At 72.9% G+C, this 15189-nt stretch carries 13 protein-coding genes; 5 read left to right on the top strand and 8 right to left on the bottom strand.

The features are described from left to right. Window positions 1–142: 142 nt before the first annotated feature. Window positions 143–643 carry a hypothetical protein gene (locus ACSNOA_RS08160; RefSeq protein ID WP_436657325.1) on the bottom strand — a complete coding sequence of 167 codons (501 nt, stop codon included), beginning with the start codon at window positions 641–643 and terminating at the stop codon, window positions 143–145. A 352-nt stretch (window positions 644–995) separates the two neighbouring features. Here ACSNOA_RS08160 and ACSNOA_RS08155 point away from each other — a divergent pair, with 352 nt between their 5' ends. After that, on the top strand, window positions 996–1988 hold the full coding sequence (locus ACSNOA_RS08155) for an endonuclease/exonuclease/phosphatase family protein (RefSeq protein ID WP_436657324.1): 993 nt from the start codon (window positions 996–998) through the stop codon (window positions 1986–1988). A 129-nt stretch (window positions 1989–2117) separates the two neighbouring features. On the opposite strand, the gene cimA is transcribed toward ACSNOA_RS08155, so the two are convergent. Next, complete coding sequence (gene cimA / locus ACSNOA_RS08150) at window positions 2118–3698, bottom strand: citramalate synthase (RefSeq protein WP_436657322.1); 1581 nt, start codon at window positions 3696–3698, stop codon at window positions 2118–2120. Window positions 3699–4017: 319 nt separating this feature from the next. Between cimA and ACSNOA_RS08145 the strand changes: the two genes are divergently transcribed. Next, a complete protein-coding gene (locus ACSNOA_RS08145; protein ID WP_436657321.1) occupies window positions 4018–4476 on the top strand; it encodes a PRC-barrel domain-containing protein in 459 nt (152 codons plus the stop codon). Between the two features lie 50 nt (window positions 4477–4526). Beyond that, entirely contained in the window at window positions 4527–5276 is a 750-nt protein-coding gene (locus tag ACSNOA_RS08140; RefSeq protein ID WP_436657320.1) for a tyrosine-protein phosphatase, read from the top strand. A 51-nt stretch (window positions 5277–5327) separates the two neighbouring features. Here ACSNOA_RS08140 and ACSNOA_RS08135 read toward each other — a convergent pair whose 3' ends face one another. Together ACSNOA_RS08135 and ACSNOA_RS08130 are read right to left on the bottom strand one after the other, a co-directional pair. Continuing rightward, the gene (locus ACSNOA_RS08135; protein ID WP_436657319.1) at window positions 5328–6425 is read right to left on the bottom strand and encodes a branched-chain amino acid aminotransferase; all 1098 of its coding nucleotides are present in this window, start codon (window positions 6423–6425) and stop codon (window positions 5328–5330) included. A 221-nt stretch (window positions 6426–6646) separates the two neighbouring features. Beyond that, window positions 6647–7678 (bottom strand): 3-isopropylmalate dehydrogenase, encoded by a 1032-nt coding sequence (locus tag ACSNOA_RS08130; protein ID WP_436657318.1) that lies wholly within the window; start codon window positions 7676–7678, stop codon window positions 6647–6649. 217 nt (window positions 7679–7895) lie between these two features. On the opposite strand from ACSNOA_RS08130, the gene ACSNOA_RS08125 reads away from it, so the two are divergent. Both ACSNOA_RS08125 and ACSNOA_RS08120 read left to right on the top strand, forming a co-directional pair. Continuing rightward, entirely contained in the window at window positions 7896–8741 is an 846-nt protein-coding gene (locus ACSNOA_RS08125) for an FAD:protein FMN transferase (RefSeq protein ID WP_436657317.1), read from the top strand. 309 nt (window positions 8742–9050) lie between these two features. Further along, window positions 9051–9407, top strand: a complete 357-nt coding sequence (locus ACSNOA_RS08120) for a hypothetical protein (RefSeq protein WP_436657316.1) — start codon at window positions 9051–9053, stop codon at window positions 9405–9407. Between the two features lie 166 nt (window positions 9408–9573). Here ACSNOA_RS08120 and serA read toward each other — a convergent pair whose 3' ends face one another. The 4 genes from serA to ACSNOA_RS08100 form a co-directional block, all read right to left on the bottom strand. Further along, on the bottom strand, window positions 9574–11172 hold the full coding sequence (serA, locus tag ACSNOA_RS08115; protein WP_436657315.1) for a phosphoglycerate dehydrogenase: 1599 nt from the start codon (window positions 11170–11172) through the stop codon (window positions 9574–9576). Between the two features lie 381 nt (window positions 11173–11553). Next, window positions 11554–12567, bottom strand: a complete 1014-nt coding sequence (gene ilvC / locus ACSNOA_RS08110; RefSeq protein WP_436657314.1) for a ketol-acid reductoisomerase — start codon at window positions 12565–12567, stop codon at window positions 11554–11556. Window positions 12568–12671: 104 nt separating this feature from the next. After that, a complete protein-coding gene (ilvN, locus tag ACSNOA_RS08105) occupies window positions 12672–13187 on the bottom strand; it encodes an acetolactate synthase small subunit (RefSeq protein ID WP_436657313.1) in 516 nt (171 codons plus the stop codon). Continuing rightward, window positions 13187–15067, bottom strand: a complete 1881-nt coding sequence (locus ACSNOA_RS08100) for an acetolactate synthase large subunit (protein ID WP_436657312.1) — start codon at window positions 15065–15067, stop codon at window positions 13187–13189. Before ACSNOA_RS08100 ends, ilvN begins: the two co-directional genes overlap by 1 nt. Window positions 15068–15189 lie beyond the last annotated feature (122 nt).

The following is a 15189-nucleotide window of genomic DNA, read 5'->3' as shown; positions in this document are numbered from 1 at the left end:
CCGGTGCCGGATGGTGCCGCAGCGCCCGAGCGTGGGACGGAAGGCCCGGGCCGGCACGAGCGGCACGGGCGGACGCAGACGGGACGCCGGGGCACGACGCGGCCCCCGCGCGTGGATCGCGCGGGGGCCGACGTCGGATGTGTCAGGAGGTGTGGACGACGAGGTGGAACGGCAGGTCCGCCGGGGTGCCGGCGGAGTTGCGGGTCTGCACGAAGACTCCGTTGGGCGTGCTGAGCCGCGCCGACACCGAGATCTCGCCGGCCGGCGGGATGCAGCAGGCGTCCGCCCGGCCGATGGTGGCCACGAAGACGCCGGAGCTGACGGTGAAGGCGAACTGGACCTCGTACTGGCCCGTGCCGTACTTGATGACGGTCCCGGTGCCGCGCGCACGGGTGCCGTTGGCGTTGACGACCGTGATGCTGGTGGTGGCCGCCAGGGTGGTCGCGTTCGCCCGGAGGGCCCGCGACACGCGGGCCGACTCCGCCGACACCGGCGGCTGGGCGCTCGTGCCCCGCGCGGCCGGCTGGACGGCGTCGGGCGCCTTCGCCGCCGGCTGGGCGACGGCGATGCCGCCGCCGGCCAGGGTGAGGCCGAGGACGGCGAACGCGATTGCGGCCGCCTTGCGTCGGAATGATGTGGACATGACAGGTCCCCCTTGTGTGACCGTGAGAATTCGGCCGACCCGCGGGGCGGGACGGATGATGCCATTTATCCATCGTCGAGCGACCCGCCATAAATCGTCGAGGAAAAAGATCGAGCGCACCTTAATCGTCGGATCCTCGGCGATCTAGACCCTGGCTGAGCAGGTATTACTACTCAGAGTTGCGGGATTTCGACCAGGTGGAACGTAGCACCGGGAAAAGCCGGCAGTCAATAGCCGTCGCGCCTGCGAAAACTGTCCGGAAAGCGGCTCGGGAAATTGTGAAAAGTGAACGGTGGACGATTCACGTTCGAGCGGTCCACCGTGCTCGGCCGTCGTGGGATAGGTTGCTCCGATGACCGTCGGTGCCCCGGAACGCACGCCTGCCACCCGGACCCGACGGGTCGAGCTGCTCTGCTGGCTCGCCGTGGCGCCCGGGGCGGTCTGGGCCGTGCTCCGGCTCGCCGGTCTGGACCGCGGCCCGCTCGTGCAGGCGCTCGCCTTCACCCCGTACGTCGCGGCCTGGAGCGCGGTGCCGCTGGTGCTGGCGCTCGCCCTACGGCGTCGCTGGCCCGCCGTGGTCGCGGCGGTCGTCGTCGCGGCCCTGGTGGCCGTGGTGGCGCCCCGCGCGCTCGCCTCGACGCCGCCCGCGGCGACCGGGCCGACCGTGCGGCTGCTCACCGCCAACCTGCTCGCCGGCGGTGCCGACCCGGGCACGCTGGTGGACCTGGTCCGCCGGCACCGGGTCGACGTGCTGGTCGTCCAGGAGTTCACGCCCCGCGCGCAGGCCGAACTCGACCGGCTCGGGCTGGACCGGCTGCTGCCGCACCGGCAGCTCAACCCACTCGACGGCACCCCCGGCTCCGGCCTCTACGCGCGCTTCCCGCTCAGCGACGTCGGCGTACGGCAGCACCGCGGCGCCTGGGGCTTCACGCAGGCGTACGGGACCGTCCACGTTCCCGGCGCCCCACCGGTGCGGGTGGAGTCCGCGCATCCGGCCGCGCCGTACGCGCTCGACCAGGTCGGTTTCTGGCGCGCCGACCTCGCGGCGCAGCCACCGGCCAGCCCGGACGGGACGCTGGGCATCCTGGCCGGCGACTTCAACGCGACCCTCGACCACGGCCCGCTGCGCGCCCTGCTCCGCACCGGCTACGTCGACGCGGCCGACGCCACCGGGGCGGGGCTCAGCGGCACGTGGGGTCCGTACGACGGCGACCCGATCCCCCCGGTCACCATCGACCACGTCCTGGTCGACCGCCGGATCGCCGCGCGTGCGGTCGAGGTGCTCCACCTCCCCGGCACCGACCACCGCCCGGTCCTGGCAACCCTCCAACTCCCAGTCCCCTAACCCCGCCCCCGCCCGCGCCCTGCCCGCCCCCCGCCCGGCCGATCATGCAGTTGTGGTGCCCGAAGGATTCCGGTCCAGCCCGATTCATCCACCACCACAAGTGCATGATCGACGGAGGGTGGACGGGGGTCAGACCTTTGTGCGGGCCAGGCCGTAGGTGAGGGCGTCGACGAGGGCGTGCCAGCTCGCCTCCACGACGTTCGGGTGCACGCCCACGGTCGTCCAGTCGCGGCCGTCACCGTCGGCGGTCTCCAGCAGCACCCGGGTGACGGCCCCGGTGCCGGTGGTGCCCTCCAGGATGCGCACCTTGAAGTCGGCGAGCTCGAAGCCGCGCAGCTCCGGATAGTGCCGGGCCAGGCCGACCCGCAGCGCCTCGTCGAGGGCGTTGACGGGGCCGTTGCCCTCGGCGGTGGCGATCACCCGCTCGCCGCGTACCCGGATCTTCACGGTGGCCTCGGAGACCACGGCGCCGTCCTCGCGGTGCTCGACGAGCACCCGGTACGACTCGAGGGCGAACGGCCGGGCCGGGGCGCCCTCGGGCAGCTCCGAGCGGACGAGCAGCTCGAACGAGGCGTCGGCGGCCTCGAACGACCAGCCGCCCGCCTCCAGTTCCTTCACCCGCTTCGTGACCCGGGCCAGGGTGTCCGGATGGCCGGCCAGGTCCAGCCCGAGCTCGCGGCTCTTGAGCTCGACGCTGGCCCGGCCGGCCATCTCGGTCACCAGGATCCGCATGTCGTTGCCCACCACGGCGGGGTCCACGTGGTTGTAGAGCAACGGGTCGACCTTGATCGCGCTCGCGTGCAGCCCCGCCTTGTGGGCGAAGGCGGCGGCCCCGACGTACGCCTGATGGGTGTCGGGTGCGATGTTGGCGATCTCGGCGATGGCGTGCGAGACCCGCACCATCTGTTCCAGGCAGCCCTCCGGTAGGACGGGCAGCCCGAGCTTGAGCTGGAGGTTGGCGACCACCGCGAAGATGTCGGCGTTGCCCGGCCGTTCGCCGTAGCCGTTCGCGGTGCCCTGGACGTGGCGGACGCCCGCCTCCACGGCCGCGATGGTGTTGGCCACCGCGCAGGAGGTGTCGTTCTGGCAGTGGATGCCGAGCCGTTCCGGGTCGACGCCGAGCCGGCCGGCCAGGTCCGTGATGGCGGCCGTGACCTGGGACGGGAGCATGCCGCCGTTGGTGTCGCAGAGAACCATGACCTCGGCGCCGGCGGCGAGCGCCGTCTCGACGACGGCCGCGCCGTACGCCGGGTCGTGGCGGTAGCCGTCGAAGAAGTGCTCGCCGTCGACGAAGACCCGGCGGCCCTCCGCCACCAGGTGCGCCACCGTGTCGCGGATCATCGCGAGGTTCTCCTCCGCCGTGGTGCGCAACGCCCGCTCGACGTGCCGGAGGTCGGCCTTCGCCACGAGGGCCACGGCCGGTGTCTCGGCCTCGAGCAGCGCGCGAACCTGTGGATCCGCGGTGACCGCGACGCCCGCGCGGCGGGTGGCGCCGAACGCGACGAGCAGCGCGTGCCGCAGGTCGAGTTCGGTACGCGCCCGGCGGAAGAACTCGGTGTCCTTCGGCACCGCTCCCGGCCAGCCGCCCTCGATGAACCCGACGCCGAACTCGTCGAGCAGCCGGGCCACGGCCAGCTTGTCGACCACGGAGTACGTGAGCCCCTCGCGCTGCGCGCCGTCGCGCAGCGTGGTGTCGTACACCTGGAACATCGTGGTGCGCCTCTCTCGTGGACGGGTGCGGAAGCGGGCCGCGGCCGGGCAGGACCGCCGGGAGCAACAAAAAGACCCCCCGCGGATGCGGGAGGTCTGCGCGCTCGGCGGAGAGGAAGCCGGCGCGCTAGCTGCCAATAAGAAGGGCAGTCCTGGTCACGACCGTTACTCTGCCATTCGGCGCTCGATTTTGGGAAGCCAAACCCACATGTCGGGACGCGGGCGGAAACCGGCGGGTGTAGCGATCACGCCGGCCGGGTAGGAAGTGTCCCCAGACAGGGCACCAACCCCGACACGTCGAGTAGAGGAGTGAAACGCCATGGAGCGGCTCGATCCTCGCACGACCCACGGGACGCCGGACCCGCTCGCGCACGGTGGACAGGGCGCCTTCCCGGGCGGCGCGCCCGGCGGAATCTTCGACCCGTGGCGCTACCGCGACGACGCCGGCGTGACCGGCGTCGACCTGGTGGGCTACAAGGTGGAGGCGACCGACGGCGGCATCGGCAAGGTGGACCGGTCCAGCCACGAGGTCAACTCCAGTTACCTCGTGGTCGACACCGGCCCGTGGATCTTCGGCAAGAAGGTGATGATCCCCGCCGGCACCGTCAACCACGTCGACCACGACGAGCGGAAGGTCTACGTCGACCGGAGCAAGGACCAGATCAAGGCCGCGCCCGAGTTCGACGAGACCGCCGACACCGACCCGGCCTACCGGGACAAGCTCGGTGGTTACTACGGCGAGACGTACGCGGCCATCCCCCCGGGTACCGCCAGGTAACGGTTGTTCCTGTTTCCGGCCGGTGGGGCTGCGCCCCGCCGGCCGGTACCGTGTCGGGGGTGGACGCTACCGAGGTCAACCGGCACATCCCGTTCTCCACCACGTTCAACTTCCGGGACGTCGGCGGCTACGCCGGCCACGACGGCCGCACCGTCCGGCACCGGCGGCTCTACCGCTCGGACTCGCTGCACCGCATCGACGACTCCGACCGCGAGGCGTTCGCCGCTCTCGGCGTCCGCACCGTCATCGACCTGCGCCGCCCGTACGAGATCGAACGAGACGGCCGGGTCCCGCACTTCGACGGGCTGACCTGGCACAACATCCACCCCGAGCACGCCGAGTGGGACGAGACCCCCTACCGCTCGGGCAGCGACCTGGCGCGCTACCTCGCCGACCGGTACGCCGACCTCGCCCAGACCGGCACCGCCGGGCTGGCCGAGGCCGTGGGGCTGATCGCGGACTCGGCCAACGCACCGGTGGTGGTCCACTGCCACGCCGGCAAGGACCGCACCGGCATCGTCTGCGGGCTCACCCTCGCGGTGCTGGGTGTCTCCGACGACGACATCGCCGCGGACTACGCGTTGAGCAGCGCGGCCTCGGAGCGGTTCCACGCGTGGCTGGCCGCGAGCACCGCCGAGACCGAGGAGCCGCCGCCGCCGTTCCTCGCGTCGCCCGCCGAGACCATGCGGCTCTTCCTCGCCGAGCTGCGGGAGGGCTACGGGTCGGCCGAGGGCTACCTGCGGCACGCCGGGGTCACCGACGCCCAGCTCGCCGCTCTGCGCGACCATCTGCTCGACTGACCGCGCCTTCCCTCCCCGCGGCGACGGCCGCGGGGAGAGAACGCCGCGCGCTCAGAGCACCCGGTCGACCCAGCCGTGGGTGTCGGGGACGTTGCCGCGCTGGATGTCGGCCAGGCGCTGACGAAGGGTCATGGTGACCCGCCCGGGCCCGCCACCGCCCACCAGGAACTCCCCGTCCGGGAACTTCACCTGGCCGATCGGCGTGATGACCGCGGCCGTGCCGCAGGCGAAGACCTCGCGCAGCCGGCCGCTGGCCGCGTCCGCCTGCCAGTCGGCGAAGCTCACCGGCCGCTCCTCGACCCGCTGGCCGGCCTCGGCGGCCAGCGCGAGCACCGACTCGCGGGTGATGCCGGGCAGGATGGTGCCGGTCAGCGGCGGCGTCACCAGGGTGTCGTCGTCGTAGACGAAGAAGACGTTCATGCCGCCCAGCTCGTCGACGTACCGGCGCTCCACCGCGTCGAGGAACACCACCTGGTCGCAGCCGTGCTCGATGGCCTCCGCCTGGGCCACGAGGGAGGCGGCGTAGTTGCCGCCGCACTTCGCGGCGCCCGTGCCGCCCGGGGCGGCGCGGGTGTAGTCCGGGGAGACCCACACGGACACCGGCTTCACCCCGCCGGTGAAGTAGGACCCGACCGGCGACGCGATCGCCACGTAGAGGTATTCGTTGGCCGGTCGGACCCCGAGGAAGACCTCGCTCGCGAACATGAACGGTCGCAGGTAGAGGCTGCCGTCCGGGTCGGTGGGGATCCACTCCCGGTCGATCTCGATGAGCCGGTGCAGGGAGTCGACGAACGCCTCCGGCGGCAGCGCTGGCATCGCCATCCGCTGCGCGGACGCGGCGAACCGGGCGGCGTTGGCCTCCGGCCGGAACATCGTGACCCCGCCGTCGGCGGTGCGGTAGGCCTTCAGCCCCTCGAAGATCTCCTGCGCGTAGTGCAGCACCGCGGCCGCCGGGTCCATCGGGATGGGCGCGCGCGCCTCGACCCGTGCGTCGTACCAGCCCTTGCCGTCGGCGTAACGGATGGTCACCATGTGGTCGGTGAAGATCCGGCCGAAGCCGGGATTGGCCAGCAGGGCGGCCCGGTCCGCCGCGGATACCGGCGCGGGATTCGGACGGATCTCGAAGTCGAGCTTGTCACCACCGCTCATCGCGCTGACCTCCCTGCTGGACAACGGCGTGCGGGACCGCACACCGGTTAACTGGTGCTCAGAAACTTACCCCGAACGCTCGTTCAGCGGGTAGCGCCGCCCGGCCCGACGGCCGGCGCCGAACGGAGGGTGCCGCGGCGGACCGCGTCCGTGACAGCGCGTGGCGGCGCCGCGACCCGCAGGCCGGCGCCGCCGGACGGACGGGCTGTGGGAAAGGGGCGTCAGCCGGCCGCGTGACCGGCGAGCCGGTCGCCCACCTCGGCGGTGCGCAGCGGTACGCCGGGGGCGCGGTTGGCGAGCTCGGTGGCGACCGCGTTGGTGACCCGCGCCGCGGCCTCGACGTGACCGAGCTGGTCGAGCAGGAGGGCGGCGGAGAGCACGGCGGCGACCGGGTCGGCCACCCCCTGGCCGGCGATGTCCGGCGCCGAGCCGTGGACGGGCTCGAACATCGAGGGGTACGCCCCCTCCGGGTTGATGCAGCCGCTGGCCGCCAGCCCGATGCCGCCGGTCACGGCGGCCGCGATGTCGGTGAGGATGTCACCGAAGAGGTTGTCGGTCACCACCACGTCGTAGCGCTGCGGCTGCGTGACGAGGAACATGGCCGCCGCGTCGACGTGCTGGTACTCGGTGGTGACGTCCGGGTGCTCGGCGGCGACGGCCTCGAAGGCGCGCGACCAGAGCGAGCCGGCGTGGGTGAGCACGTTCGTCTTGTGCACGAGGGTCACCTTGCGCCGCTCCCGGCGCGCCGCCCGGGCGAACGCGTCGCGGATGACCCGCTCCACGCCGTGCCGGGTGTTCAGGCTCTCCTCGGTGGCGACCTCGGCCGGGGTGTCGCGGTGCAGCGTCCCGCCGGCGCCCGCGTAGAGCCCCTCGGTGCCCTCGCGCACGACCACGAGGTCGACCTCGCCGGGCTTCACGGTGGCGAGGGGACCGGCCACACCGGGCCAGAGCCGGGACGGGCGGAGGTTGACGTACTGGTCGAAGGCGAACCGCAGCTTGAGCAGCAGCCCACGCTCGAGCACGCCGGGCGGCACGGTCGGGTCGCCGACCGCGCCGAGCAGGATGGCGTCGTGCCCGGCCAGCTCGGCCAGGACAGAGTCGGGCAGCACCTCGCCGGTGCGGTGCCAGCGGGCGGCGCCGAGGTCGTACTCGGTGGCGTGCACGCCGGGAAGCACCGCGTCGAGGACCTTGCGGGCCTGCGCGACCACCTCGGGACCGATTCCATCCCCGGCCACCACCGCGATCCGTGCCACCTGCGCTCCTCTGCTCGCCGTCCCGACCACCGTACGTCGCCGTCCCGCGTCCCGGTACGCGACGTCCATATTCTGGGAAGTACGGATACACAGGACCCTCCCAGGTGAGTTTCATGCTGCGGTCATCTTGGCTGCCTAGCCTGTCGGCGTACGGGTCACGGGGGCCCGTGCCCGGCGACCGCGATGGCGCGGCCGCCAGTCGCGAGGGGGCGATCCCATGCGCATCGACGAGCAGCCGAGGACCCGCTGGCCCGACCCGTCCGCCTTTCGGCACCGCCGCCCGGACCTCCGGCTCGGCAGCCGCACCCACCGGATCGACCGGGCCGGCGGCGTGAGCGCGGACCGGATCTCCGTGCAGCACAGCGTCCGGACCGCGACGGCGGAGTACACGCTGCTGCTCAACGCTCCGGCCACGCTAAGCCGACGGGGTGTCGGCGAGGCGCTGCGGGACGCGGTGGCCGAGCTACGCGCCATCGACCTCACCTACGGCCCGACCCGCCCGGAGAGCCTCGTCTCCCGGCTCCGGCGCGGCGAGATCAGCCCCGACTCGTACGCGCCGCTCGCCGACCTCGTCGACCGCTGCGCCGCCATGCGCGCCGCCACCGACGGCTGGTTCGACGCCTGGGCGGTGCCCGGCGGCTTCGACCCGGGCGGCCTGCTCGGCGGATGGGCTGTCGAACGCGCGGCCGCGAGGTTGCGCGCCAACGGCGTGCACGACTACGCGGTGGTCGCCGGAGCCGATCTCGTGGTGCGCGGCCGCGCCCCGCACGGCGGCCCGTGGCGGGTGGCCGTGCACCATCCCGTCGAGCAGGACCGCGCGCCGCTCGTGCTCGAGATGACGGCGGGTGCGGTCGGCACGTCCGGGGTCAGCGGTCGACAGGGGCACGTGATCGACCCGCACACCGGGGAGCCCGCCGACCAGTTGGTCGCCGCGACCGTGGTGGGCCCGGACCTCACGGTGGCCGACGCGTACGCGACCGCGCTCTACGCGGCCGGGCCGGCGGGACTGGCCTGGTTCAAGGGCGGTTCGGACTACCGGGCGCTCTTCGCCGACCGCCGCTGACCCGCTCGGGGGCTGGCGATCGGCCCCCACGCCCGCGGCAACGGCCGTGGGGGCCGGTCAGCGACGAGTGCGCGTGGCTCGCGCAATCGAGGGGTGCGGGCCGGTCGGGCCGGGCGTCGACCGCGCCACCCGAAGACGGGCCGACAACGCGGCCTCGGCCGGTGACCGCACCGGTACGCTAGCGAATCGACGCAACTCGACGCAAGAGTCTCCACAGCGGACCGTCGCGTGGGGATCGCGGCAACTCGGCGGCTGGCCTGCGGCGGGGCAGTTTCGACATGGTGAACGTTGAATGGCACGCTGTCCGCCGTGAGTTTCGATCTGAGCGTGTGGGCCCTGGCGGACGGGGCGACGCCCGAGGACGTCCGGGCGGCGGTGCGGCGGTGCCGGGGAGGGCAGCACGTCGACCGCCAGCCCGACCCCCGGCTGGTCGCCTTCTACCGTGCGATCACCGCCGCGTACCCGGACCGGCCGGCCCGGCCCGACAGCCCGTGGGAGGTCGCGCCGCTGCACGCGGCCAGCGACCACATCGAGATGAACCTGAATCCGGCCTGCGAGGACCAGGTGCTGCTCGACATCGAGCGGCTCGCCGGCGAGAACGGGCTGATGCTCTTCGACGCCCAGGACGGCTCGGTCTACCCGCCGCCGGCCCGGATGCCCGGCTGACGGCCGGAGTCCGGCCCCGCCCGGAGGGCGGACGGCCGGAAACGGCCCCGGTACTCCTGGCCGGTGGCCGGAAGCGGCCCCGGTACTCCTGGCCGGTGGCCGGAAGCGGCCCCGGTACGGCAAGGGGCCCGGCGTTTCGCCGGGCCCCCCGTCGTGCTGCGTCAGCTCACTCGTCGCGCAGGTCGGCCGCGCTCGCCGCGGTCGCGCCGATCGAGTCGGCCGCCGAGGTGAGCAGGTCGGCGCCGAGGGCCTGGTCCACGGTGAGCGTCATGAGCGTCTCGCCGCCGGCCTCGCGGCGGGCCACCTGCATCGCGGCGATGTTGATGCCGGCCTCGCCGAGCAGCGTGCCGACGGTGCCGACCACGCCGGGCCGGTCGACGTAGCGCAGGAAGAGCAGGATGCCCTCCGCGCCGATCTCCACGTCGAACCCGTCCACCTCGGTCAGCTTGATGACGTCGCGGGCGCCCGTGCTGGTCACCGTGCCGGAGACGCTGACCGTACGACCGTCGGGCAGCGCGCCGCGGACGGTGACGAGGTTGGGGTGCTCGGCCGTCTCGGCCGCGGTGACGAGGGTGACCTCGACGCCCCGCTCGGCGGCCAGGTGCGGTGCGTTGACGTACGTGACCTGCTCCTCGACCACCGAGCTGAACAGCCCCTTGGTGGCCGCGAGCTTGAGCACCGACACGTCGTGGGCGACGACCTCGCCGCGCACCTCGACGGTCACGCTCGCGGCGACGCCGCCCGCCACCGCGGTGAACGCCCGCCCCAGCTTCTCGGCCAGCGGCAGCAGCGGCCGGACGTCCTCGGCGACCACGCCGCCGGCCTGCACGTTCACCGCGTCCGGCACGAACTCGCCCTGCAGCGCGAGCTTCACGCTCTTCGCCACAGCCAGGCCCGCCTTGTCCTGTGCCTCGTGGGTCGAGGCGCCCAGGTGCGGGGTGGCCACCACGTTGTCGAACGCGAACAGCGGCGAGGAGGTGCACGGCTCCTTGGCGTAGACGTCCACGCCGGCGCCCGCGACGCGCCCCTCCGCGATCGCGTCGGCGAGGGCCTGCTCGTCGACGAGACCGCCGCGGGCGGCGTTCACGATCCGGACGCCGGGCTTGACGACGGCCAGCTCCTTCTCGCCGATGAGGCCGACCGTCTCGGGCGTCTTGGGCAGGTGGATGGAGATGAAGTCGCTCTCCCGCAGCAGCTCGTCGAGGCCCACCAGGCGGACGCCGAGCTGCGCGGCGCGGGCCGGCTGGATGTACGGGTCGTACGCGATGAGCCGGGTGCCGAACGCGGCGATCCGCTGCGCGAAGAGCACGCCGATGCGGCCGAGCCCCACCACGCCGACGGTCTTGCCCTGGATCTCCACCCCGGTGTACTTCGACCGCTTCCACTCCCCGGCCTTCAGCGCGGCGCTGGCGCTCGCGGTGTTGCGGGCCACGGCGAGCAGCAGCGCGACGGCCTGCTCGGCAGCGGACACGATGTTCGAGGTGGGCGCGTTGACGACCATGACGCCGCGGGCCGTGGCGGCGGGCACCTCGACGTTGTCGAGACCGACACCGGCGCGGGCCACGACCTTAAGCCGGGGCGCGGCGGCGACCGCCTCGGCGTCGATCTGGGTGGCGCTGCGGACGATGACGGCGTCGGCCTCGGCGAGCGCGGAGAGCAGTGCGGGGCGGTCGGTGCCGTCGACGTGGCGGACGTCGAAGTCGTGCGCGAGCACCTCGATGGCGGCGGGAGCGAGTTCTTCGGCGATCAGTACGACAGGATTCATCGGTCCTCGTAGCTGTAGTCGAATGCGGTCGGCCGGGGCTTGTCGGACGCCGCACTGCGCCCTGCGCCGAACCGGATCATGGCCGTCAGGTGCCGACTCAGCACCTACCGCGATCGTAGGGGTCGAGGTGGCGGGCGTGTCCCGGACCGCGGGGTGAGCGCCCTCACACGGCGGGTCGGACGGCATCCATCCCCCGTTCATCCGGCGCTCACGTCTCCGACGGGCGGGCCGTGCCGCGGCAGCGGCGTTCGTCACGCGTCCCACCAGGTGAAAGAAGAACGGGGCCCGCGCGGCCGACGGCCCCGACCCGGCGCCGGGGAGAGCGTCGGGTCGGGGCCGTCGGGCGGGCCGCCCACGCGTGCGGGCGGCCCTGCGAGTGCCTCAGGCGGTCTCGGTGATCGGGCGGTCGACCCAGCTCATCATCCCGCGCAGCTTCCGGCCGGTCTCCTCGATCGGGTGTGCCGCGCCCTCGGCGCGCCACTTCGCGAAGTTCGGCCGCCCCGCGTCGTCCTCGGCGATCCACTCGCGGGCGAACTCGCCGGACTGGATCTCGCTGAGGATCTTGCGCATCTCCTCCTTCACCCGGGCGTCGACGACGCGCGGGCCACGGGAGTAGTCGCCGTACTCGGCCGTGTCGGAGACGCTGTAGCGCATCCGGGCGATGCCGCCCTCGTACATGAGGTCGACGATGAGCTTCAGCTCGTGCAGGCACTCGAAGTAGGCGATCTCCGGCGCGTAGCCGGCCTCCGTGAGCACCTCGAACCCGGTCTGCACCAGCGCGGTCGCGCCGCCGCAGAGCACCGCCTGCTCGCCGAACAGGTCGGTCTCGGTCTCCTCGGTGAACGTGGTCCGGATGGCGCCGGCCCGGGTGCCGCCGATGCCCTTGGCGTACGAGAGGGCCAGCGCGAACGCGTTGCCCGAGGCGTCCTGCTCGACGGCGACGAGGCACGGCACGCCCTTGCCGTCGACGTACTGCCGGCGGACCAGGTGGCCCGGGCCCTTCGGCGCGACCATCGCCACGTCGACGTCGGCGGGCGGCTTGATGAGGTCGTAGCGGATGTTGAAGCCGTGGCCGAAGAAGATGGCCTTGCCCGGGGCCAGGTTCGGCGCGATGGCCTCGGTGTAGAGCGTGCGCTGGACGGTGTCCGGCGCGAGCAGCATGATCACGTCGGCCTCGGCCGCCGCCTCGGCGGGGGTGACCACCCGCAGCCCCTGCTCCTCGGCCTTCGGCCGGCTCTTCGAGCCCACCGGCAGGCCGATGACCACGTCGACACCCGAGTCGCGCAGCGACAGCGCGTGGGCGTGGCCCTGGCTGCCGTAACCGATGACGGCGACCTTCCGGCCCTGGATGATGCCCAGGTCGGCGTCGTCGTCGTAGTACACCTCAACGGTCATGAACTTCCCTTTCCAGTACGGCGGCCCGGGTGGCCCGTCGTGGTTGTGCGGTTGGGTCAGGCGGGGCCCGCGCGGCCGGCCCCCATGCCGGCCCGCAGGTGGCTTCAGGCGGCCCGCAGGGCCGGACCGGCGGTGATCGACCGCGAGCCGCGCCCGATCGCCACCAGTCCGGACTGGACCATCTCCTTGATGCCGAAGGGTTCGAGGTCGCGCAGCAGCGCGTCCAGCTTGTCCGGCGTGCCGGTGGCCTCGATGGTCAGCGTGTCCGGTGCCACGTCGACCACCCGGGCCCGGAACAGGTTCACCGTGTCGAGCACCTGGCCGCGGGCCGACCGGTCGGCGCGGACCTTGACGAGCAGCAGCTCCCGGGCCACCGAGACCTGCGGGTCCAGCTCGACGATCTTGATCACGTTGACCAGCTTGTTGAGCTGCTTGGTGACCTGCTCCAGCGGGGACGACTCGGCGTTGACGACGATGGTGATCCGCGAGACGTCCGGGTTCTCGGTCTCGCCGACGGCGAGACTGTCGATGTTGAACCCGCGGCGGGAGAACAGCCCGGAGACGCGCGCCAGGACACCCGGCTTGTTCTCCACGAGCACCGAAAGAGTGTGCATCGTCATCAGATCTCATCCTCGTCGAAGACCGGGCGGACGCCGCGGGCGAACATGATCTCGTCGTTGCTGGTGCCGGCGGCGACCATCGGCCACACCATGGCGTCCTTGCCGACCACGAAGTCGATGACCACCGGGGCGTCGTTGATCTCCATGGCGGCGGCGATGGTCTTGTCGACGTCCGCGGCGTTCTCGCAGCGCAGGCCGACGCAACCGAGCGCCTCGGCGAGCTTCACGAAGTCCGGGATCCGGTGCTTGTGGGTGCCGAGGTCCGTGTTGGAGTAGCGCTCGCCGTAGAACAGCGTCTGCCACTGCCGCACCATGCCGAGGTTGCCGTTGTTGATCACGGCGATCTTGACGGGGATGCCCTCCAGGGCACAGGTCGCCAGCTCCTGGTTGGTCATCTGGAAGCAGCCGTCACCGTCGATCCCCCAGACCACCGTGTCCGGCTTGCCGACCTTGGCGCCCATCGCGGCGGGCACGGCGTAGCCCATCGTGCCGAGCCCGCCCGAGTTCAGCCAGGTGTACGGCTTCTCGTACGAGATGAACTGCGAGGCCCACATCTGGTGCTGGCCGACGCCCGCCACGTAGACCGCGTCCCGGCCGGCGATCTCCCCCAGCCGCTTGATCACGTACTGGGGAGAGAGGGTGCCGTCGGCCGGCTCCTCGTACCCCAGCGGGTAGCGCTTGCGCAGGTCGTCGAGCTGCGTCCACCAGTCGGCGAGGTCCGCGGTGCGGCCGGCCGCCCGCTCGACCTCGACGGCGGCGATCAGCTCGTCGATGACGTGCCGGGCGTCCCCGACGATCGGCACGTCCGCGTGCCGGTTCTTGCCGATCTCCGCGGGGTCGATGTCGGCGTGCACGACAGCGGCGTCCGGCGCGAAGGACTCCAGCCGGCCCGTGACCCGGTCGTCGAAGCGCGCGCCCAGCGCCACGATGAGGTCCGCCTTCTGCAGGCCGTACACCGCGGCGACCGTGCCGTGCATGCCCGGCATGCCCAGATGCTGCGGGTGCGAGTCCGGGAACGCGCCGAGCGCCATGAGCGTGGTGACCACCGGGATGTTGGTCAGCTCGGCGAGCCGCCGCAGCCCGTCGGTGGCGCCGGCCTTGAGCACCCCGCCGCCGACGTACAGCACGGGGCGGCGGGAGCTGCTCATGAGCCGGGCCGCCTCGCGGATCTGCTTGCCGTGCGGGTGCAGGGTGGGGCGGTAGCCGGGCAGGTCGAGGGTGGGCGGCCAGGTGAACGTGGTCGCCGCCTGGAGCACGTCCTTGGGGATGTCCACCAGCACCGGGCCGGGGCGACCCGTGCTCGCCAGGTGGAACGCCTCGGCCAGCACCTGCGGGATCTCGTCGGCGCTCTGCACGAGGAAGTTGTGCTTGGTGATCGGCAGCGTGATGCCCTGGATGTCCGCCTCCTGGAAGGCGTCCGTGCCGATGGCGGGCCGGGCCACCTGGCCGGTGATGGCGACCACCGGCACCGAGTCCATGTACGCGTCGGCGATCGGGGTCACGAGGTTCGTGGCGCCCGGGCCGGAGGTGGCCATGCAGACGCCGACCCGGCCCGTGGCCTGCGCGTAACCGGTGGCCGCGTGCCCGGCGCCCTGCTCGTGCCGGACCAGGATGTGCCGGACGGTGGAGTCGTAGAGCGGGTCGTACGCCGGCAGGATCGCCCCGCCCGGGATGCCGAACACCACGTCGACGCCGAGCGCTTCGAGGGACCGCACGAGCGAGCCGGCCCCGGAGACCTGGGCCGGGGCGGGCGACCGTACGGCCGGGGCGGCCGGTGTGGCGGTGACCCGGGCGGCGGCCTCGGCGTCGGGCGCGGGCGCGGTGGCCGCGCGGGCCCGCCGGGCGGAGTGGGCGAGTGTCTCTGGCGTGGGTCTCGTCATGGCGGTTCAGGCCTTCGGCTGGAGTGGGTGCGGCAGCTGGTGCGGTGGGGATCGGGCGGGGCCCGCCCCGTTCGGGTTCCGACGGCAATAAAAACGGCCCACGTGCAGATGCACGGGGCCAG

This window comes from Micromonospora sp. URMC 103 (assembly GCF_051386435.1).
Lineage (GTDB): Bacteria > Actinomycetota > Actinomycetes > Mycobacteriales > Micromonosporaceae > Micromonospora.
Note: the sequence above shows the minus strand (reverse complement) of the source record. Positions and strands in the feature narration are given on the sequence as shown.